A 20,725-nucleotide genomic window follows, 5' to 3' on the forward strand; every position below is an offset into this window, starting at 1 on the left:
ATTTTGACTATGTGTTAGATCTTGACCACAGGGGTAAGGAATCACACCGCAACGGGTTCGGGACTGGTCGAGGGCGCCCGGTCCACCAGATGGACGGCCGGGTGCGGGCGCACCCGCACACGCACCTTCAGGCCGGAATTCCGGGCCAGGACGAGGCCTACGGCGACCGCCGCGGCGGCGGACACCGCGCCGCCGAAGAACAGCGCCGCGCGCGGCCCGAATTGCTCGGCGATCCAGCCCACCAGCGGGCCGCCGAGGGGGGTACCGCCCATGAACACGAGCATGTACAGGCCCATCACCCGGCCTCGCAGCGCGGCGTCCACGCCGAGTTGCACGGTGGAATTCGCCGCGGTGTTGAAGGTGATTCCGGCGATGCCGATGGGGATCAACGCGATCGCGAAGCTCCAATAGCCCGGCATCAGCGAGGCCGCGACGCTCAGCACGCCGAAGGCCAGGGCCGCGCCGATGAGCATGCGCATCCGGGACCGCCCGCGCCGCGCGGCGAGCAGGGCACCGGCCAGCGAGCCGAGGGCGAAGACCGTGTTGAGGAGGCCGAACGCGCCGGGTCCGGCGTGGAAGACCTGGTTGGCGAAGCCGCCGAGGGTGACCGCGAAGTTGAAGCCGAAGGTGCCGATGAAGCCGACCAGGGCGAACGTCGCGATCAGGTCGGGACGGGCCCGCACGTACCGCAGGGCTTCGCGGAGCTGGCCGGGTTCGCGGCGCACCGGCACGACCGGGTTCAGTTCGCGCTCGCGCATCGCGGCCAGCCCGGCGATGACGGCGGCGTACGACACCGCGTTGACGGCGAAGACCCAGCCGGTGCCGATCGCGGCGATGAGCAGGCCCGCGACGGCGGGGCCGGTGATGCGGGCGAGCTGGAAGTTGGCGGAGTTGAGGCTGACCGCGTTGGGCAGGTCCTTGCGGCCGACCATTTCGACGACGAAGGACTGACGGGTCGGGTTGTCGACGGCGGTGGCCAGGCCGAGGCCGACGGCGAGCAGCCACACGTGCCAGACGTCGACGGCGCCCGTGAGGTCGAGGACCGCCAGGGTGGCGGCGAGCAGGCCCATCACGGTCTGGGTGGCGATGAGCAGCGGGCGCTTGCGGTAGCGGTCGGCGATCGCGCCGCCCCACAGGCCGAACAGCAGCATGGGCAGGAACTGGAGGCCGGTGGTGATGCCGAGCGCCATGGCGCTGCCGGTGAGCTTCAGGACCAGCCAGTCCTGGGCGAGGCGCTGCATCCAGGTGCCGGTGTTGGAGACGACCTGGCCGGCGGCAAAGAGGCGGTAGTTGCGGTTGCGGAGTGAGGAGAACATGGATGGTCGGGCCGGTTGGACACTGGCCTGCGGCGCGGCGGTGGCCAAGGCGCTCCCTTCATCGGACGGACGTGCGGCACCGCAAGCACGGTGCGTCTCCTCGTCCGTCCGACCCCTTCGGCCGTCCGCCTCGGTTCCCCCGTCAGAGTTGGGCGAGGCGCTCGAGGACGGGCACGGCGGCGCGGAGCGCGGCGAGCTCGTCCTCGGAGAGCGCTTCGAGGTGCGCGGCGAGCCACGCGTTCCCGAGGCGCCGGCTTTCGGCGACCACTTGGGCCGCCGGTTCGGTGGCGGTGACCGTGATCTGGCGGCGGTCGTCGGGGTGCGGATCGCGGCGCACGAGGCCGCGGTCCTCCAGCCCGGCGATGACGCGCGTCATCGACGGCGGCTGCACCTTTTCGTGCCGGGCCAGCTCGCCCGGGGTCATGGCCCCTTTGGCGACCAGGACGCCCAGCACGGAAAGCTGCGTGGGGCTCAGGGTCTCGTCCGCGCGCTGGTTGCGCAGGCGGCGGGCGAGCTTGAGCACGGACGCGCGGAGCACGGCGACCGAGGCGCGGTCGGTATCGGACAAGGACACGTTCGTTAGCTTAGATCATTACCTTCGCTAACGGCCAACGGATTCCGCACCCGCCCTATTCCGTCAGTTCACACCCAGCAGCTGCTCGATCGGGTCGATGGCGAAGTAGACGAGGAAGAACGCCGCGACGATCCACAGCAGCCACGGCACCTGCTTGGCCTTGCCGTTGGCGGCCTTGAGCACGACGTAGGCGAGGAAGCCCGCGCCGATGCCGTTGGTGATCGAGTAGGTGAACGGCATGAGCACGATCGTGAGGAACGCCGGGACGGCCAGCTCCCAGTCGTCCCAGTCGATCTTCTTCACCTGCGTCATGAGCAGGAAGCCGACCGCGACCAACGCCGGAGTGGCGGCCTGGTACGGCACCACGGTGGCCAGCGGGGTGAGGAACAGTGCGGCGGCGAAGAACAGGCCGGTGACCACGTTGGCGAAACCGGTGCGGGCGCCTTCCCCGACGCCCGCGGTGGACTCCACGTAGCAGGTGTTGGACGAGCAGGACGCGGCGCCGCCCGCGACGGCGGCGAGGCCGTCGACGAACAGGATCCGGCCGATGCGCGGCATCTTGCCCTTCTCGTCCACCAGCCCGGCCTCGCTGCTGACGCCGATGATCGTGCCCATCGCGTCGAAGAAGTCGGACAGCATGAGGGTGAACACGAAGATCACCGCGGTGAGCACGCCGACCTCGGAGAAGGCGCCGGTCAGGCTCACGTTGCCGAGCAGTCCGAAGTCCGGCGTGGCGACGACCTGGTCCGGCACCTCGGGCTGGATCAGCCCCCACTGGCCGGGCGCGATGTCGGCGATCCCGTTGACGGTCATGGCCAGCACGGTCATCAGCACGATGCTGATGAGGATCGCGCCCCGCACCTTGCGGACGAGCAGCACGAAGGTGAGCAGCACACCGAGGCAGAACACCAGAGTCGGCCAGCCCTGCAGGTGGCCGTCGGTGCCGAGGGTGACCGGGACGGTCGAGCCGGCCGCGTCCGGGGTGCGGGAGATGAAGCCCGCGTCGACCAGGCCGAGGAAGGCGATGAACGAGCCGATGCCGACCCCGATGGCCTGTTTCAGTCCCAGCGGGATGGCGTCCATGATCAGTTCGCGTAGCCCGGTGACCACCAGCAGCACGATCGCGATGCCGGACAGCACCACCAGGCCCATCGCGTCGGGCCACGACATCTTCGGGGCGATCTGGAAGGCGACCACGCCGTTGAGGCCGAGCCCCGCGGCGATGGCCAACGGGATGTTGCCGACCACCCCCATGATCACCGTCATCACCGCGGCCACCAGGACGGTCATGGTGACCACCTGCCCGTGCGACAGGTGGTGGCCGTACTTGTCCGTCGCGCCGCTCAGGATGATCGGGTTCAGCACAATGATGTAGGCCATCGTGAAGAAGGTCGCGATGCCGCCGCGCGCCTCCTGGAGCGGCGAGGAGCCCCGCTCGGAGATCTTGAAGAAGCGGTCGTTGGCGCGCACGCCGCGCGCGGCCAGCGCGGCGATCCGGCCCTTCTTCGGCGGCTTGGGCGCGGGGGTGCGGACGGCGGATGCGGGGGCACCGGCGGTCATGAAGGCATTCCTCGGGGACTGCGGCGCGGGCGGGGACGGGCGCCGGTTCGGATGTTCCTCCAGGGGGAGGCCGGCGGTTGCGGGGATTCCCTGGGGAAAGCTCCAACTACTTGTCCGGCGCTCACAGGGTGCCAGATAGGTATGCACCGGACGAAACCGGTCGCGTGTCGCCCACCCCCTCCGAAGACCCCCCGTCCGCCCGCGCCGAGTAGCCTTGCCGCTTGTGACCAGGCAGCAAGCGCGCATCCGCCGCCCCGACCCCGAACCGCTCGAAGCCGACGATGTGAAGATCGTCGCAGTCGGCACGGTGGTCTGGTTCGCCTTGTTCCTCGTATCGCTGCCGTTCCGCGGCACCCTCGCCGACGACGGCCACGAGTGGTGGTCGTGGTGCGCGCTGGCCGGCGCCGGGCTGGGGATACTCGGCCTCTGGTACGTGCGCCGCCGGCACGCCGCACTGGACCGCCGGGACGCGGAGCGCTACGCCGCCGAGTACGCCGCGCGGCACCCGGACGCCCCGCGCGACGACCCGGACATGCCCCGCGACTGACACACCGGCAAACCGCACAAAATCGGTCATTCCATGACGTAACTTCAGGTCATGATCGAAGCTGAGCCGCCCACCGGGCTGACCTCGCAGGAGGTCGCCGAACGGGTCGAGGCGGGACAGGTCAACGACGTCCCGGCGCGGTCCAGCCGCGGCACCGCGGACATCGTCAAGGCCAACGTCTTCACCCGGTTCAACGCCATCATCGGGACGCTGTTCGTCGTGATCATGGTGTTCGGCGAGCCCGCGGACGGCCTGTTCGGCCTGGTCATCGTGGCCAACACGGCCATCGGCATCATCCAGGAGCTGCGCGCCAAGAAGACCCTCGACGCGCTCGCGGTCGTCGGCGAGGCCAAGGCGCGCGTGCGCCGCGACGGCCGCACCACCGAGGTCACCCCCCGCGACCTGGTGCTCGACGACGTCTGCGAGATCGGCTCCGGCGAGCAGGCGGTCGTCGACGGCGTCGTGGTCGCCGCCGAAGGCCTGGAGATGGACGAGTCGCTGCTGACCGGCGAGTCCGACCCGGTGCACAAGCGCCCCGGCGACCCCGTCATGTCCGGCAGCTTCGCGGCGGCCGGAAACGGCGCCTTCCGCGCCACCAAGGTCGGCCGCGACGCGTACGCGGCCCAGCTCGCCGAGGAAGCCAGCCGCTTCACCCTGACCAGCTCCGAGCTGCGGTCCGGACTCGACCGCATCCTCAAATACGTCACCTGGATCATGGTCCCGGTCGCGGTCCTGCTGCTCGTCAGCCAGCTCCGCAGCAGCAACTCTTTCGCGGGTGCCATGACCGGCATGGTCGCCGGCGTGGTGACGATGGTCCCCGAGGGCCTCATGCTGCTCACCTCGGTCGCCTTCGCCGTCGGCGTGATCCGGCTCGGCCGCCGCCAGTGCCTGGTCCAGGAACTGCCCGCAATCGAGGGCCTCGCCCGCGTCGACGTCGTGTGCTGCGACAAGACCGGCACGCTGACCGAAGGCGGCATGGACGTCGGCGAGATCCGCACCCTCGACGGCGACCTGCCGGTCAAGGACGTGCTCGGCGCCCTCGGCACCGCCGACCCGCGGCCCAACGCCAGCCTCCAGGCCATCGTCGACGCCTGCCCCGCCCCGGAAGGCGAAGGCTGGCGCGTCACCGCCGTCGAACCGTTCTCCTCCGCCCGCAAGTGGAGCGGCGCCACCTTCGCCGCACACGGCTCGTGGCTGCTCGGCGCCCCCGACGTCCTCCTCCGGCCGGGCACACCCCTCCTCGCCGACGTCGACGAACTCGGCGCCCAGGGCCTGCGCGTGCTGCTCCTCGCGCAGGTGGACGGCGCGCTGTCCGACGACGCGGCGCGCTCCGCCACCCCGGCCGCCCTGGTCGTCCTGGAGCAGCGCCTCCGGCCCGACGCGGCCGACACCCTGCGGTACTTCCACACCCAGCAGGTCGCCACCAAGGTCATCTCCGGCGACAACGCGGTGGCCGTCGGCGCGGTCGCCGGCAAGCTCGGCCTCGACGGCGCCGGCCACCCCGTCGACGCCCGCACGCTCCCGGCCGACCAACCCGAACTCGCCCGGAAGCTCGACGACAACACGATCTTCGGCCGGGTCACCCCGCAGCAGAAGCGGGCGATGGTGTCGGCCCTGCAGTCGAACGGCCACACCGTCGCGATGACCGGCGACGGCGTCAACGACGTCCTCGCCCTCAAGGACGCCGACATCGGCGTCGCCATGGGCACCGGCAGCGCGGCCACCCGCGCGGTCGCGCAAATCGTGCTGCTCGACGACAAGTTCGCCAGCCTCCCGTCGGTCGTCGCGGAAGGCCGCCGGGTGATCGGCAACATCGAACGGGTCGCGAACCTGTTCCTGTCGAAGACCGTCTACTCGCTGCTGCTGTCGCTGCTCATCGGCGTCGTGAGCCTGCCGTTCCCGTTCCTGCCCCGGCACCTCACGCTCATCGGCACCCTCACCATCGGCACTCCCGCGTTCTTCCTCGCGCTCGCCCCCAACAACGAGCGCGCCCGGCCGGGGTTCGTGGAACGCGTGCTGCGGTTCGCGATCCCCTCGGGCATCGTCGCGGCCGCCGCCACGTTCACCACCTACGCCATCGCCCGGGTGGCCGGCGAATCCAGCCTCGACCAGGACCGCACGGCGGCCACCATCACGCTGTTCATGGTCGCCATGTGGATCCTGGCGATCGTCGCCCGGCCCTACACGTGGTGGAAGATCCTGCTGATCGCCGCGATGGGACTCGGCTATGTGCTGGCGCTGTTCGTGCCGTTCCTGGCCGACTTCTTCGCGCTGTACCCCGACGACCTGCCGAACTGGGGCATCGCGGTCGGCATCGGCGGCATCGGCATGGCCGTCCTGGAACTCGGCTGGCACATCTCCGGCTGGATCGACCGCTACCGGCCGGAACACGGGAACGCGAACGGCACGCACCCGGAACGCAAGGGCCCGGCCCACGCGAAGCCGCGCAAGCCGGGCGCCAGGACGTAGCCGCAGTCGAAGCCGCTACAGGGGGTTGTCGAAGTCGCGTTCCGCGTCCAGCAGCGGGGCGAGCGACGGGTCGGCCAGCAACTGCGCCACCTCGAAGCGGCGGTGCCACTCCCCCGCCGCCCACGCCAGCCCGCGGGCCAAGCCCTCGAACGTGGTCGCGTGCACCTCGCCGTCGAGGTACCGCCACTCGGCTTCCAGCTCGGCCGCGTCCGGCCCGGCGACCAGGAGTTCACCGTGCTCCACGTACTCCGTCGGAGCACCCGCCAGTGCCGCCTGCACCGCGTCGGGCACCGGGTGCCGCACGCCGAGGCTCAGCACCGCACCCGGCACCACCTCGGACACCAGCGGAAGCTGCAGCAGCTCGGCGAGCGCGGAGGCCTTGTCCGGGCGCACCGGCAGGATCGCCCACGCCGGGTCGTCGGCGAGCAGCGCGGCCAGGTCGGGGGCGTCCGCGACCGCGGCGGAACTCGCCTCGACCACGGTCAGCCGGCCCGCGACGACCGCGCGCACCTCGTGCGGTGCGTCCACGCGGTCCATGTCGACGTCCGCCAGCGCCGTGTAGAGCAGCCGCAGTTGGTCGCGCTCGACGTCGTGCGAGCGCTTGGCGAGCCGGTCGAGCAGCTCGTCCGGGCCGCCCGGTTCGGCGAGCAGCGCGGCAAGCGTGGTGCGGACGCCGAGGGCGCGCAGGAACACGTCGTCCAGGTGCGAGTCGACTTCGTCGTACAGCCCGTGCAGCGCCGGGTCGGCGCCCGCGGCGAGCAGCCCGGCGGGCGGGCGGCCGTCGAGCACCGGGTGCCCGCGCAGCCACCACGCGGTGTAGGACGGGATCTCGGCGCGGCTGCCGTCCGGCAGCAGCGCGTACGCCGGGTCCACCACGGCGGCGCGCAGCGGCGGCGCGGCCAGCACGTCGAGCGCGTCCTCCCAGGCCTCGTCGGCCACCAGGTCGAGGTCCCGGACCGCGGTGAACGTGGCCAGCACCGGCGGCACTTCGGGGTCGGGCAGGTGGTCGAGGACGTCGTCGAGCCAGTCGGCTTCCAGGTCGAGGTCGTGTTCGCACGCGTCGTGGTCGAGGACCACGTCGTCCTCGGCGACCAGCCCGAACGAGTCGAGCACGCCGACCGCGCGCAGCACGTCGGCGCCCCACCGCTCGACCAGTTCCGGGTCGGCGACACCCAGCGTGCCGGGTTCGACGAGCGCGGTGAGCGTGCCGCCGGGCAGCATCAGTTCGCCGGCCGGGACGAGTTCGCCCTGGTCGTCGGGCAGCGGCAGTTCGGCGAGCCACGGTTCGTCGCCTTCGGCGAGGTGCGCGGCGCGGACGAGTTCGAGGACGGCGTCGGTGAACGCGTCCGGGTCGTCGTGGTCGTCGACGTCCGTGACCCCGGCGCGCACCGCCGGGTCGGCCAGGACCGTGCGCGGGGCCGCGGGCACCGCACCGAGGCGTTCCAGCAGCGGGTGCACCGCGTCGGGGTGCACGATCCGCAGGTCGAGCGGGGCGAGCACGGCGGGCTTGGGGGTGTCCGGGCCGGGCAGCAGCAGGTGGCGCGGGCCGCGCACCAGGCGGCCGTCGGCGAGCGGGACGGGCAGGGCGCCGAGGGCGTCGCGGTCGGCCGGGTCGAGCGCCCCGTACAGGCCGTGCCACCACTCCGGCTCGCGGTCGAGCGCGGCGAGCTGGTCGACCACTTCGGCGAGCGGCAGCCGCCGCACGGCGAGCGCGCGCAGCGCGGGCGTCTTGTCGAGGCCGGCGGGCAGCAGGCCGGGCAGGACGGGGGCGAGCGCGGCCACGAGCGCGGGGCCGGCGCCGTCGAGCAGCACGGCGTCCCGGGGCCGCTGGGCGGTGGGCAGGTCCGCCGCGGCCTCGGCGGGCTCGTCCGCGGTGGCGCCGGGCGCGGCGAGCGGCAGGAACGGGGTCTCCGCGAGCCGGGCCAGGATGGCGCGGCGCAGCAGCGCGTCGAGTTCGCCTTCCGGCGCGGGGGCGGGCACCAGGGCGAGCAGGTCGCGCCGGAACGGGCCCGGCCAGTCGCGCAGCAGTGCGGCGTAGGCGTCCGCGGCGCGCTCGACGAGGTGGTCGCGCAGCGGACCGGGGGCGACGTGCCGCCGCGTGCTGTCCAGCGGGAACGTGGCGACGAGCAGTGCGGGCAGGCCCAGCGGCTCGTCGGACGGGGTCGGGGCGTGCACGACCGGTTTGACCGCCACGGGTCCGGCGGCGGCCGCGCCGGTGTCGGCGCGCCACGTCGCGGCCGGTGCGGTGAGCGGCAGCGGGGCGCCGGTGTCGTCCACCGGGATCGCCCACAGCACCGACCAGGCGCCGCGCAGCCGCTCCTCGGTGGGGCGGTCGGCGAGCAGCGCGGCGTCCAGCGGTCCGCCCGCGGTACCGAGCCGCCACCGGGTGTCGCGGCCCCGGTCGGCGACCACGACGAGGCCGTCCTCGTCGCGGCGGGTGAGCACGCGGACGCCGTCGGCGATGTCCACGACGATCTCGGCCAGCCCGGGGAGGGTCAGCAGGAGCGCGTCGTCGATCTCGGCGAGGAGCCGGTCGGCGAGGTCGGCGGCGGGCCCGTCGCGCAGCGGCAGCACGACGGCGGTGTCGTAGCCCTCGGGCGGGGTCCCGTCCGCGGGCAGCGGCAGCCGCAGCACCGGCACGGCGCCGTCGCGGCGCGCCACCTCGGCGGTGATCTCCGGGATCCCGGCGGCGAGTTCGCGGGCCTCGCGGAGCGACCAGCGCACCCCGCCGGGGCCGGACAGCACGGCCGGCTCGTCGGTGACCGCGAGGACCGCGGCGAAGCCCACGCCGAAGCGCCCGACGGTGGCGGGGTCGGCGTCGCGTTTCGCGGAGGCGCGCAGCGTGGACAGCGCCAGGACGCCGTCGGCGTTCAGCGGGTCGCCGGTGTTGGCGGCGGTCAGCACGCCGTCGCGGAGCGTCAGCCGCAGGCGGCCGGGGACGCCTGCACGGACCGCGGCGTCGGCGGCGTTCTGCGCCAGCTCGACCACCAGGCGGTCGCGATACCCGCCGAGGGCGAGTTCCTCTTCGGCGTTGGCGTCCTCACGAAAGCGCGCAGGCTGCGCGGCCCACGCGTCCAACACGGCGCGGCGCAGCCCGCCTGTGGCGAAGGTGTCCTCGGTGCCCATGGCGACAACCCTGCCCGCACTGGGGGGTCGAGTGCCAAATCCGCACGGAGACGGAGCCGGAGAGAGCCGGGCACAACCGGCAAACTCCGCCCGCTCCGGGCCCGGCGGGGCCGGATCCGGAGCGTGGCGGGGCGTGCGTCAGGAGTGGCTCACGAGTGGCTCAGGCCTGGCTCACGAGCCGCTCGCGAGCGGCTCACGAGTGACCGAGTTCCTCGGCCGGCTCGGCGGCGTCCACGGAACCGGCCTCGTGGTGCACCCGCACCGGCTCGATCTCGTAGTCGTCGACGACCGGCTCGGCGGCCGGCGGCACGGCGGGCATGACGGCGGCCTCGGAGTGGCCGCCGCAGCCGAAGCCGAGCGACACCATGTGGCCGTCGGCGGGCGCGTACTCGTTGGCGCACACGCCGAACGCCTGGCCGAGCGGCCCGCCGATGCGGATGAGGAACCCGCACGTCACGCACTGCGCCGGGGCGGCCTGCGCCATCGGCGTGCGGACGCCGAAGTGCTCCTCCCAGCGGTCCGCGGCCAGGTCCAGGCCGAGCGGCGACAGCACCCGCTGCCGGCCGAGGCCCAGCTCGTTGGCGAGCGACGCGGGGCCGAACCCTACGGGGTCGGCGAGTTTCTCGGGTGGCTCGTCGGCGCCGGAGAAGCCGGGCTCGAGGCGGTCGTCGTCCTCCTTGGTCGGCAGCAGGTCGCCGACCCCGAGGTCGCCGGGCCTGAGCCGATCGCTCCACGGCACCCACTCGGGGGCGAGGAGCGCGTCGGGACCTGGCACCAGCACGGTCTCGTCTACGGTCACCAGTTTGGCGCGCGGCGCTCGGGCGACGGTCACCGCCCAGCGCCAGCCGTGGTAGGCCTCCTCTCGGCAGGCGAAGAAATGCGTGACGACGCGGTCACCGTCTACCTGGAGGCTCAGGTGCTCGCCGACCCGCCCGCGGCCGGCGACTTCCTCCACGGCGGCAAGGGCGAGTTCGACCGCTTCCGCGCACAGGCGGTCAGGGATTCGACTACGGATCGGGGCACTCACGAGAGTGATTCTCTCTCAACCTCCGGGCCCGATGGCGAGGGCTACCCTCAAGAGGCACGGATTGCCGCTGCCAAGGCCGCAACCGGCGGGCCTCTTCGGCGTGTCACCGATGATGCAACCCGGTCCCGACCGGGCAGGATGCACACCGGGCTGCACAGTTTCAGTCATCTCACGATTTCATCTCCGACTCCGAGGGACAGCCGAAGGAATGGGCGCGGTGCGGACGCGAGGCGAAGCACGGAGCAGCGGCGTACGGGTACGCGGCAGCAGCGCGGCCGGCACCGGCCGCACCCGCCGGATGGCCGCCTGGTTCGGCGGCCTGCCCGCGAACCTGGCCCGGAAGTTCCGCCGCGCGTCGCATTCCAAGGGCGCGGGCGAGAGCGGCCTGGGCAACCTCATCGAGCTGCACGCGCTCAACAACGCGGGCGACGCGCTGGTCACGATCTCGCTCGCCACCACGGTCTTCTTCTCGGTGCCGACCGGGCAGGCACGCGACCGGGTGGCGCTGTACCTGCTGATCACCATGGCGCCGTTCGCGCTCATGGCGCCGATCATCGGGCCGCTGCTGGACCGCCTGCGGCGCGGCCGCCGGGTCGCCATCGCGCTCACCATGCTGGTGCGCGCGGGACTCGCGTACGCGATGGCCGGGTCGATCGAGGACGGCGGGATCGAGCTGTATCCGGAGGCGTTCGCCGTCCTGATGACGTCGAAGGCTTACGGCGTCACCCGCAGCGCGGTCGTCCCGCGCCTGCAACCGCGCTCCATGTCGCTGGTCAAGGTCAACTCGCGGATCACCCTGTTCGGCCTGATCGGCACCATGCTGGCGGCACCGGTGGCGGGCGGTCTCAAGGCGACCGCCGGAACCGCGTGGATCATGTACACCGCGACCGCGGTGTTCCTCTTCGGGGCCATCCTGTCGTTCACCCTGCCCGAGAAGGTCGACTCGCCGGAGGGCGAGGACCGGGCGTCCTTCACCGGCGAGGCGGCGGGCGTCGACCACGAGTCGTCGTTCCCCCGGCCGCGCCGCGAGGGCAAGACGGTCGCCGACAAGCTCGGCTCGAAGGGCAAGGGGAAGCGGCGGCTGCGCAGTGTCGGCCCGTCCGTGGTGCTCGCGCTGTGGGCCAACGCGGCCTTCCGTGCCTTCTCCGGCTTCCTGATCATGTTCCTCGGCTTCCTGCTGCGCGAGGAGCCGATCGGCGGTTACGACGGCAAGAAGGCGCTCGCCGTCGTCGTCGTCGCCGCGGCGGTCGGCAACGCGGTCGGCACCGCGCTCGGCGCGTGGCTGAAGTCGAAGGCGCCCGAGGCGATCATCGCCGGGACGCTCGCGGTGTCCGCCGCGTCGGCGGTCATGGCGGCCATCGCCTACGGCCTGCCGACGGTGTGCGGGGTGGCCGCGGTGGCGGGTCTCGCGCAGGCACTCGGCAAGCTGTCGCTCGACGCGATGATCCAGCGCGACATTCCGGAGGAAGTGCGCACGTCTGCCTTCGCACGTTCGGAGACCGCGCTGCAAATGGCGTGGGTGATCGGCGGCGGCGTCGGCATCGCGCTGCCGCTGAACGGCACGCTCGGTATGGGGATCGCCGCGGCGGTGCTGCTGCTGACCCTGGTGACCGCCGGACGGCGGCTCACGACGCGCCGGGGGCGCCCGACGAGGTCCCCCGGCTTCCGGGTACGCGGCGGCAGGTAACCTTCGGATCATGATGAACCGCCGCCGCACCGCCGCCGTCGCGGGTGTCGCCGCTCTCGGGGCGTTCGCCCTGACGGGCTGCGGCCTCTCCAAGCCGTCCGCTCTGGTCACCATGGTGAGCGGGACGCAATCCGCCCACACCGAGGCGCGTTGCCGCAACATTCCCGCGGGCGACGAGGCGAAGTTGACCGAGTGCCTGAACCCGACCACCGCGGGTCTGAAGAAGCCGACGGCTCTCAAGGTGTCGGAGGGCAGCGAAGTCGGCATCGGTGTGGACACGTCGATCAGCGACCACAACTGGCGGTTCGTCATCAACAGTGACACGGCCGGTCCGCAGATCGCCGACCGGACGTATTACCAGGCTTTCCGGGTGCCCTACGGCAGCTTCGACGAGGCGAACACGCTGAGCGTCTCGGTGATCGAGTACTCGAAGGACCAGCCGAAGAACGTCTGGACCTTCGACCTCGAAAAGAAGTAGTCCCCTCCCGTGCGGATCCTGATCGTCACCGCCGTCCCCGCCGAGCGCGATGCCGTGCTCGCGGGCGGCGCCTTTCCGCACGTCGACGTGCTGGCCGCCGGCGTGGGTCCGGCGGCGGCCGCCGCCGGGACCGCTGCGGCGCTGTCGCTGGCGCCGTACGACCTGGTGCTGAGCGCGGGCATCGGCGGCGGCTTCGCCCCGGCCGCACCGCTCGGCGCGCTGGTGGTCGCGACCTCGGTGACGGCGGCGGACCTGGGCGCGGAGACGCCCGACGGATTCGTGCCGGTCGACGAACTCGGCTTCGGCACCGTGCGCTACGACGTCGACCCGGAGCTGTCCGCGCGGATCGCCGCCGCGGCGCGCGGCGTGCTGCCGCAGGTGGTCGAGGGCCCGGTCCTCACTGTGTCGACGGTGACCGGCAGCGCGGCCCGCGCGGCGGAGCTGACGGCGCGTCACCCCGGGGCGGCGGCGGAGGCCATGGAGGGCTTCGGGGTCGCCACCGCGGCGGCCGCGGCGGGACTGCCGGTCGGCGAACTGCGTACCGTGTCCAACGCGGTGGGTCCGCGGGACCGGGCGGCGTGGCGGATTCCCGACGCGTTGAAGGCCTTGGGCACGGCCATGGCGGCGGTGCTGCCGGTACTGGACGAAAGCTGAGCGAGGTGGCCGCGTGAGTCTGACGATGGCGTATTCGCCGTGCCCGAACGACACGTTCGCGTTCCACGCGTGGACGCACGGCTTGGTGCCCGGCGCACCCCCCGTCGAGGTGCGGTACGCGGACATCGACATCACCAACGGGCTTGCCGAGCAAGGCGCGCTGGACATCCTGAAGATCTCCTACGCGGCCCTGCCTTGGGTCCTGGACGAGTACGCGCTGCTGCCGTGCGGCGGTGCGCTGGGCCGCGGCTGCGGGCCGCTGGTGCTCACCCGGGACGCGGCGGCGCCGGCCGACCTGGCGGACCGCGTGGTGGCGGTGCCGAGCGAACGGTCCACGGCGTACCTGCTGTTCCGGCTGTGGGCGGCGAAGGCGGTGCCGGGCGGCGTCGGCGAGATCCGGGTGCTGCCGTTCCACGAGATCATGCCCGCGGTGCGCGACGGCGTGGTGGACGCGGGCCTGGTGATCCACGAAGCACGGTTCACGTTCCAGGAGTACGGCCTGACGTGCCTGGCCGACATGGGCGAGGCGTGGGAGGCGGACACCGGCCTGCCGATCCCGCTGGGCGCGATCGTCGCGCGGCGTTCATTGGATCTTCCGGCGCTGGCCGCGGCGGCACGGGCGTCGGTGGAGTACGCGTGGGCGGACCCGGCGGCGTCACGGGCCTACGTGCAGGAGCACGCGCAGGAGATGAGCGCGACCGTGCAGGAGCGCCACATCGGCTTGTATGTCAACGAGTTCACCCGCGACCTCGGCGAAGCGGGCTACGCGGCCGTGCGCGGGCTGCTGACGCGCGCCGCCGACGAGGGCCTGGTCCCGGGCGTGGCCCCCGAACTGCTGGCGTTCCCGGGCCGCTGACGCGGTCCGGGCCGCCGGGTTCAGCTCTCCAGCTGGTCGGCCACCGCGCGCAGGAGTTCGGCGACCTTGTGCGCGGTCGGCTTGTCGGGGTGGCGGCCGCGGCGGAGCGTGTTGGAGACGCCGTCGAGGACCTTGATGACGTCCTCGACGATGACGGTCATCTCGTCGGGCTTCTTCCGGGTGGCGGCCACCACGGACGGGCGCGGGTCCAGCACGCGCACGGACAGCGCCTGCTCGCCGCGGCGGCCTTCGACGATGCCGAACTCGACCCGCATGCCGGGCTTGAGCGAGTCGACACCCTGCGGCAGCGCGGAGGAGTGGACGAAGACGTCGCCGCCGTCGTCCCGGGAGAGGAAGCCGAAGCCCTTCTCGGTGTCGAACCACTTGACCTTGCCGGTAGGCACGGAGGACCTCGATTGTGTCGGGACGTCGCCATCTGGATGGCCCGGGACGGGTAGTTCCATGACGGGGTACGCCAGGTGACGCAACGGACGCCCCCCGTTCACCCGACCAGGCTAACGGTCGGGACCGACGGGGCATACGGGGATACCCGGCCGGGAACCGCCCGGCGCAGCAAGTACCGTGGACGGGTGAGCACCGTCGAAACTTCCCCCGCAGCGGCCCCCGCGGTCGGCCGGGCCGACCTGGCGATCCGGGTCGGCGCGATCGTGTTCGCGGTCGGCACGCTGGCCGTCCTGGTCACGCTGACCCCGTTCCTCATCGGCGCGCACCCGCTGCCGCGCGCCGTGTATCTGCTGAGCATGCTGATGCCGCTCGGCTTCGCCCTCGCGATGGGCGGGTTGTTCGCCGCCGCGCGCGGCCAGCGCCGCAAACTGCCCGCCTAGCAACCCGCGTGCCGGAAGACCGGCCTGCCCGAGAGCCGGTCGGACAGCTTGGCTGACGCCCCGTCAGCCGCGTTTCGGCCACGCTGCGTCACGCCGCGCGGCATCGACACGTGTCGACACGCGCACGTTGTCATCGTCTATTGACAAGCGCTCTTATCGATGGGAAGTTCGCGGCACCGGAACCCCCGGCGAACCGAAACGCACAGACCTGTACGTCGATCTCCGATGATCCACAAAGGGCGAACGCGGACGGCGCCGCACGCCCTGTCCCTTGCGGCGTGGGGCCACGGCCGGGGCGCGGCCCCACGCCCACAAAGGGCAGGAACGGACATCGACTCGCTGTGCGCCTTGCCCGTGCGGCCCGCGGTCGGCCGCCCTTCCGCGCGACCGGCGCACGCCTTTTCACGGCGAATGTGCAACACCCCACATGCCACCCGGCTTTGCCAGAGCGTTTAGGTTAACCTAACCTAATTCCGTGGCAGCCCAGGGAATCCGCGAGCGGACGACGCTGCGCCGGACCGGGTTCCTGGTCGCGGCGCTGCTCATGCTGGTCGTCGCGGCCTTCCTCTCCCTCGCGGTCGGCAGCCGCGACATGTCGCTCGGCACCGTCTGGTCGGCGCTGCTGCACGGCGGCGACAGCCCCGACGCGGTCGTGGTCCGGTCGATGCGCGTGCCGCGCACCGTCGTCGGCATCGCGGTCGGCGCGGCGCTCGGCCTCGCCGGCACCGTCATGCAGGGCCTCACCCGGAACCCCATCGCGGAGCCGGGCATCCTCGGCATCAGCACCGGCGCGGCGGTCGGCGTGGTCACCGCGATCGCGGTGTTCGGCGTCGGATCGCTCACCGGCTACGTGTGGTTCGGCCTCGCCGGGGCACTCCTGACCGGTGTCGCGGTCTACGCGGTCGCCTCGCGCGGCCGCGGCGGCGCCACCCCCGTCAAACTCGCCCTCGCCGGGCAGGCTCTCGCCGCATCGCTCGGCGCCGTCGTCACCGGGATCCTGACGACCGATCAGCGCACCCTCGACGAGTACCGGTTCTGGCTCGCCGGGTCGCTGTCCGGCCGCACCGCCGACGTCGCCTGGCAGGTCCTGCCGTTCCTCGCCGTCGGCGCGACCCTGGTGATCGCCGTCGCGCGCGGCCTGGACGCGCTCGCCCTCGGCGACGACGTGGCCGCCGGACTCGGCCGCAACGTCGCCGCCATCCGCATCGTCGGCGGACTCGGCGCGGTCGTGCTGACCGGCGCCGCGGTCGCCGCCACCGGACCCATCGCCTTCGTCGGCCTCGCCGTCCCGCACGCCGCCCGCGCCCTGGTCGGCACCGACCACCGCTGGGTCCTCGCGATGTCCGCGGTGCTCGCCCCCGCGCTCCTGCTGGTCTCCGACGTCATCGGCAGGGTCATCTTCCCGCCCGCCGAGGTCGGCGTCGGCGTGATGACCGCGCTGCTCGGCGTGCCCGTCCTGATCCTGCTGGTCCGCCGGCGCCCGGTGGCCGCCGCATGACGGCCCTGACCACGCGCCCCGAGCCGGGCGCCGCGAAGCCCGCCGGGCCCCCGTCCCGGCCGCCCGGCCGGCCCCGGCCCGCGGGGCACGGCCTGCTGCGGCACCGCCGCGCGTCGTTCCTCGTACACCGGCGGTCCGCCGTCGTCGCGGGCGTGCTCCTCCTGCTGCTCGCCGCCGCGTTCGTCACCGCGCTGTGCGTCGGCGAGACGTACGTGTCCCCGCTCGACGCGCTGCGTTCCGTCTTCGGAGTGCCCAACGACAACGACTTCGTCGTCGGGACGCTGCGGCTCCCGCGCGTCGTCACCGGCGTCCTGGTCGGCCTCGCCTTCGGCGCGGCCGGGTCGCTCATCCAGACCGTCGCCCGCAACCCGCTCGCCAGCCCGGACGTCATCGGCATCACCCGCGGCGCGGGCGCCTGCGTCGTCGGGTTCCTCGTGCTCGGCGGCATGAGCAGCGGCGACATCCCGTACGCGGCACTCCTCGGCGGCATCGGCGCCGCCGCACTCGTCTACCTCCTCGCGTGGCGCCGCGGCCTGCAGGCCCAGCGCTTCGTGCTCATCGGCGTCGGCATCTCGCTGGCCCTGGTCAGCGTCACCAACATGCTCCTCACCAAGGCCGACGTGGTGCTCGCGCAGCAGGCCAAGGTGTGGATGTCCGGCAGCCTCAACGGCCGCGGCTGGGACTACGCCCAACCCCTCGCGCTGACCCTGCTGGTGCTGCTGCCGTTCCTCGCCTGGGCCGGGCGCGCGCAGCGCACCGCCGGGTTCGACGACGACACCGCCACGTCGCTGGGCATCCGCCTGGGCCGCACCCGCCTCGGCCTCGCCGTCATCGGCATCGTCCTCGCGTCCGCGGCCACCGCCGCCGCGGGACCCGTCGAGTTCGTCGCCCTCATGGCCCCGCAGGTCGCCCGGCGGCTCGCCCGCACCCCGCAGATCCCCCTGGTGTCGTCGGCACTCGTCGGGGCGCTCATCGTGTGCGTCGCCGACATCGGCGCCCGCCTGCTCTTCTCCCCCACCGAACTGCCGGTCGGCGTGGTCACCGCCGCGATCGGCGGCCCCTATCTGCTGTGGCTGCTCACCCGATCCCGGACCGGAGGTGCCGCATGACCGTGACTGCCGACTCCCCTGTCGACACGCACGCGGAAGCCCCCGCCGCCCGCCGCGAACTCTCCGCACGCGGGCTGCGTCTGGCCTACGAAGACCGCATCATCGTCGAGGACCTCGACCTCGACATCCCGGCCGGCGCGGTCACCGTCGTCGTCGGGCCCAACGCCTGCGGCAAGTCGACCACGCTGCGCGCCCTCGGCCGCCTCCTCAAGCCCGCCGCCGGCGCCGTGCTGCTGGACGGCGCCGACCTGCGGTCGCTGCCCACCCGCACCGTCGCCCAGCAGGTCGGCGTCCTGCCGCAGAGCCCGCAGCCGCCCGAGGGCATCACCGTCGGCGACCTGGTCGCCCGCGGCCGCCAGCCCCACCAGCGCTGGTGGCAGCAGTGGTCGCGCGACGACGAAGCCGCCGTCGAGGACGCGATGCGCCGCACCGACGTCACCGACCTCGCCGACCGCTACGTCGACGAACTCTCCGGCGGCCAGCGCCAGCGCGTCTGGATCGCCATGGCCCTCGCCCAGGGCACCGAGATCCTGCTGCTCGACGAGCCCACCACCTTCCTGGACATCTCGCACCAGGTCGAGGTCCTCGACCTGATACGCGAACTCGGCGAGGAAGGCGGCCGAACCACGGTCGCCGTACTGCACGACCTCAACCAGGCGTGCCGGTACGCCGACCACCTCGTGGCCATGCGCGCCGGCCGGATCGTCGCGCAGGGCGCGCCGTCCGACATCGTCACCGCGGAACTGGTCGGCGAGGTGTTCGGCCTGGACTGCGTCGTCGTGCCGTGTCCGGTGACGGGCGCGCCGATGATCGTGCCGGGAGCGCCCGGGGCGCGGAGGTCCGGGGCGGAGGCGGAGTCGAAGTCGGCGACGGATGGGGCGGACACGTCGGACGGCTGAGCCGTTCCGCACTGCCCGCCTCACCTGCCGCGTCCGTTCCGCCTGCTGCCCGTGCTGTGACTGCTGTGCCTGCGCCACCCGCTTCATCTGTTCGATCCGCGTTGCCTGCCCGATTCGCCCCGCTCGACTCGCACACACGCTCGCTCGCACAAACGTTCCTGCCGTGCCGCACTCGTCGGCGCACCGCATGGACCAGGAGCCGCCCGATGAACCCACCGGTGAGTTCGACCGCCCCCGCCGCCGCCTCCGCCCCCTCCGCAGCCGCCCCGGCTCGGGGTGCGAACCGCTGCGCCGCCGTCGCCCGTGCGCTCGGCGAAGCGGTGCTCGGCAGCGCGCCCGAGACCTGCGACGCCTGGGTGCTCGTCGAACACCCCGGCCCGTGGCCCGCCCACGGCCTGCCGCCGGATGTCCCCGCGGACGTCGCGGAGTTCATCGAACGGCTGCCCGCGTACCGGATCCGCCCGCAGCTCGTGCGCCGCCCCGGCAACCGCCGCCCGGTGCCCCCGCACCAGGTCTACGTCGCGTATTCCGGCGGCCCGCACGGCGCCCCGGTGTGGATGGAGCGGCGCGAAGTCGCCGACCTGCGCGAACTGCTGGACCTCGACGTCGCCGCTGTGTCGCGCGGCGAGCGCCCGAACTGGGGGACGGAGCACCGCGAGCCGGTCCTGCTGGTGTGCACGCACGGCAAACGCGAGCCGTGCTGCGCGCAGTTCGGGCGGCCCACCGTGCGCACGCTGCACGCGGCCTACGGCGAGCCGGTGTGGGAGACCACGCATGTGGGCGGCGACCGGTTCGCCGCCAACCTCGTGGCGCTGCCGCACGGGAGTTACCACGGCCTGGTGACCGAGCCTGTCGCGGCGGAGGTCGGCGCGGCGTGCCTGCGCGGCGAGGTGGACCTGGCGCATTACCGCGGGCGGATGGGCCTGCCGCACGCCGCGCAGGCCGCCGAGTGGTTCGTGCGCAGCCACACCGGCATCCGCACGGTCGAGGCGGTGCGCACGCTCGGCCACGTCGAGCGTGCCGACGGCGGCACGACGGTCGATCTCACCGCGGCGGGACGGATGTTCCGGGTGACGGTGCGCACGGCGCGCAGCGGCTGCCCCCGCCTCACGTCGTGCTCGCAGGGCTCGGTGACGGACCCCGACGGGTTCGTGCTCGACGACCTGCGGGAACTCTCGGCGCCGACCGGGTGATCCGCGGGCTACTCGGCGTCGGGCGCTTGCGTCCGCAGCAGTTTGAAGAGCAGGTAGACGGCTGCCGCGGCACCCGCTATCCGCGGGATCGCGGGCAGCAACTCCTCGAAGCGGTGCACGGCCTGAGACCGCGTCAGGTCCACGCCCGCGTGGCCGGTGGCGCGCAGCCACATCGCGGTCACGAACGCCGCGACGGTCACCGACGGGATGACGTACGCCGCCATGCGCTTGTCGTCGCCTGCCCACACCCCGGACGTGAAGACGACCAGCAGCCCTATCACCACGACCACCGCGGAGCCGACCATCGCGCCGACCGCGATCAGCACGATTGCCATCAGCTCCCGCGCGGAAGCGCGCATCGGAATGCGGCGCACCGGCTCCGGCCCGACGATCTCGCCGCCCTCCCAGTCGGAGCTGCCCTCCGGCAGGATTCCGATCGGGTAGGCGGGCCAGCCGATGAGCCCGTCGCCGAGCGGCGCGATCGGCTTGGCCTCCAATCCGTCGCCGTCCGAACCGTCGCGCTGCGACGGCACCGGGCTGGCGTCCGGCCGGAACCCTATCTGCGCGGCGATCGTCGCCCGCGACCCCCGCGAATAGCCGGCGGTCTCGCCGAGCCCCGCCCCGGCCAGCGCGTTGTGCGCGTCGTAACTGGGCGCCCGCAGGACCTCGTTCGCGACCACGGCCTCGGGCGACCCCATACGGGCCAGGATCGTCCGCACCTGCGACGGATTGTCGGAACTCGCCCGCTCCCGCTCGCTGTTGATCTGCGTGCGCAGCCGGTCGACGAGCCGGGCCCGGTCGGCCGGCCGCAGCTTCCGCTGCGCGGCATCGCCGACCTGCCCCAGGTATTCCAGGACCAGACGGTCGCTCTCGAAATCCATTGCCGG

18 protein-coding genes are annotated in these 20,725 nt (G+C 73.0%); 11 read left to right on the forward strand and 7 right to left on the reverse strand.

Translation table 11 applies throughout. The features are described from left to right. Positions 1 to 41 precede the first annotated feature (41 nt). The 3 genes from ABEA93_RS20310 to ABEA93_RS20320 form a co-directional block, all read right to left on the reverse strand. Positions 42 to 1,316 (reverse strand): MFS transporter, encoded by a 1,275-nt coding sequence (locus tag ABEA93_RS20310; RefSeq protein ID WP_345677055.1) that lies wholly within the window; start codon positions 1,314 to 1,316, stop codon positions 42 to 44. Positions 1,317 to 1,458: 142 nt separating this feature from the next. Beyond that, positions 1,459 to 1,890 carry a MarR family winged helix-turn-helix transcriptional regulator gene (locus ABEA93_RS20315; RefSeq protein WP_345677056.1) on the reverse strand — a complete coding sequence of 144 codons (432 nt, stop codon included), beginning with the start codon at positions 1,888 to 1,890 and terminating at the stop codon, positions 1,459 to 1,461. A gap of 63 nt (positions 1,891 to 1,953) precedes the next feature. After that, positions 1,954 to 3,450 (reverse strand): NCS2 family permease, encoded by a 1,497-nt coding sequence (locus ABEA93_RS20320; RefSeq protein ID WP_345677057.1) that lies wholly within the window; start codon positions 3,448 to 3,450, stop codon positions 1,954 to 1,956. Between the two features lie 223 nt (positions 3,451 to 3,673). Between ABEA93_RS20320 and ABEA93_RS20325 the strand changes: the two genes are divergently transcribed. Both ABEA93_RS20325 and ABEA93_RS20330 read left to right on the forward strand, forming a co-directional pair. Continuing rightward, complete coding sequence (locus ABEA93_RS20325) at positions 3,674 to 3,997, forward strand: DUF2530 domain-containing protein (RefSeq protein WP_345677058.1); 324 nt, start codon at positions 3,674 to 3,676, stop codon at positions 3,995 to 3,997. Between the two features lie 51 nt (positions 3,998 to 4,048). Next, the gene (locus ABEA93_RS20330) at positions 4,049 to 6,466 is read left to right on the forward strand and encodes an HAD-IC family P-type ATPase (RefSeq protein ID WP_345677059.1); all 2,418 of its coding nucleotides are present in this window, start codon (positions 4,049 to 4,051) and stop codon (positions 6,464 to 6,466) included. 15 nt (positions 6,467 to 6,481) lie between these two features. On the opposite strand, the gene ABEA93_RS20335 is transcribed toward ABEA93_RS20330, so the two are convergent. Continuing rightward, complete coding sequence (locus ABEA93_RS20335; protein WP_345677060.1) at positions 6,482 to 9,592, reverse strand: sacsin N-terminal ATP-binding-like domain-containing protein; 3,111 nt, start codon at positions 9,590 to 9,592, stop codon at positions 6,482 to 6,484. 193 nt (positions 9,593 to 9,785) lie between these two features. Further along, a complete protein-coding gene (locus ABEA93_RS20340) occupies positions 9,786 to 10,628 on the reverse strand; it encodes a DUF3027 domain-containing protein (protein ID WP_345677204.1) in 843 nt (280 codons plus the stop codon). A 199-nt stretch (positions 10,629 to 10,827) separates the two neighbouring features. On the opposite strand from ABEA93_RS20340, the gene ABEA93_RS20345 reads away from it, so the two are divergent. Genes ABEA93_RS20345 through ABEA93_RS20360 form a run of 4 tightly spaced genes read left to right on the forward strand, consistent with a single transcriptional unit; the run spans position 10,828 to position 14,294 of the window. After that, a complete protein-coding gene (locus ABEA93_RS20345) occupies positions 10,828 to 12,306 on the forward strand; it encodes an MFS transporter (RefSeq protein ID WP_425585018.1) in 1,479 nt (492 codons plus the stop codon). A 10-nt stretch (positions 12,307 to 12,316) separates the two neighbouring features. Further along, positions 12,317 to 12,784 carry a hypothetical protein gene (locus ABEA93_RS20350; protein WP_345677061.1) on the forward strand — a complete coding sequence of 156 codons (468 nt, stop codon included), beginning with the start codon at positions 12,317 to 12,319 and terminating at the stop codon, positions 12,782 to 12,784. 9 nt (positions 12,785 to 12,793) lie between these two features. Beyond that, positions 12,794 to 13,438: a futalosine hydrolase gene (locus tag ABEA93_RS20355; RefSeq protein WP_345677062.1), complete on the forward strand. Its 645-nt coding sequence runs from the start codon at positions 12,794 to 12,796 to the stop codon at positions 13,436 to 13,438. Positions 13,439 to 13,463: 25 nt separating this feature from the next. Next, positions 13,464 to 14,294, forward strand: a complete 831-nt coding sequence (locus tag ABEA93_RS20360) for a 1,4-dihydroxy-6-naphtoate synthase (RefSeq protein ID WP_345677206.1) — start codon at positions 13,464 to 13,466, stop codon at positions 14,292 to 14,294. 20 nt (positions 14,295 to 14,314) lie between these two features. Here the strand turns inward: ABEA93_RS20360 and ABEA93_RS20365 are convergent, their stop codons facing one another. Beyond that, entirely contained in the window at positions 14,315 to 14,698 is a 384-nt protein-coding gene (locus ABEA93_RS20365; protein WP_345677063.1) for a cold-shock protein, read from the reverse strand. 186 nt (positions 14,699 to 14,884) lie between these two features. On the opposite strand from ABEA93_RS20365, the gene ABEA93_RS20370 reads away from it, so the two are divergent. The 5 genes from ABEA93_RS20370 to ABEA93_RS20390 all read left to right on the forward strand — a co-directional run bounded on the left by ABEA93_RS20370 (position 14,885) and on the right by ABEA93_RS20390 (position 19,838). Continuing rightward, positions 14,885 to 15,139, forward strand: coding sequence for a hypothetical protein (locus tag ABEA93_RS20370; protein WP_345677064.1), 255 nt, complete (start codon positions 14,885 to 14,887; stop codon positions 15,137 to 15,139). A gap of 544 nt (positions 15,140 to 15,683) precedes the next feature. After that, entirely contained in the window at positions 15,684 to 16,637 is a 954-nt protein-coding gene (locus ABEA93_RS20375; protein WP_345677207.1) for a FecCD family ABC transporter permease, read from the forward strand. Continuing rightward, the gene (locus ABEA93_RS20380; protein ID WP_345677065.1) at positions 16,634 to 17,746 is read left to right on the forward strand and encodes a FecCD family ABC transporter permease; all 1,113 of its coding nucleotides are present in this window, start codon (positions 16,634 to 16,636) and stop codon (positions 17,744 to 17,746) included. The genes ABEA93_RS20375 and ABEA93_RS20380 overlap by 4 nt, the downstream gene beginning before the upstream one ends. Continuing rightward, positions 17,743 to 18,645: an ABC transporter ATP-binding protein gene (locus ABEA93_RS20385; protein ID WP_345677066.1), complete on the forward strand. Its 903-nt coding sequence runs from the start codon at positions 17,743 to 17,745 to the stop codon at positions 18,643 to 18,645. Before ABEA93_RS20380 ends, ABEA93_RS20385 begins: the two co-directional genes overlap by 4 nt. Positions 18,646 to 18,851: 206 nt before the next feature. Further along, entirely contained in the window at positions 18,852 to 19,838 is a 987-nt protein-coding gene (locus ABEA93_RS20390) for a ferredoxin family protein (RefSeq protein ID WP_345677067.1), read from the forward strand. Positions 19,839 to 19,846: 8 nt separating this feature from the next. On the opposite strand, the gene ABEA93_RS20395 is transcribed toward ABEA93_RS20390, so the two are convergent. Further along, a complete protein-coding gene (locus tag ABEA93_RS20395; RefSeq protein ID WP_345677068.1) occupies positions 19,847 to 20,719 on the reverse strand; it encodes a hypothetical protein in 873 nt (290 codons plus the stop codon). Positions 20,720 to 20,725 lie beyond the last annotated feature (6 nt).

This window comes from Yinghuangia aomiensis, assembly GCF_039542225.1.
Taxonomy (GTDB): domain Bacteria; phylum Actinomycetota; class Actinomycetes; order Streptomycetales; family Streptomycetaceae; genus Yinghuangia; species Yinghuangia aomiensis.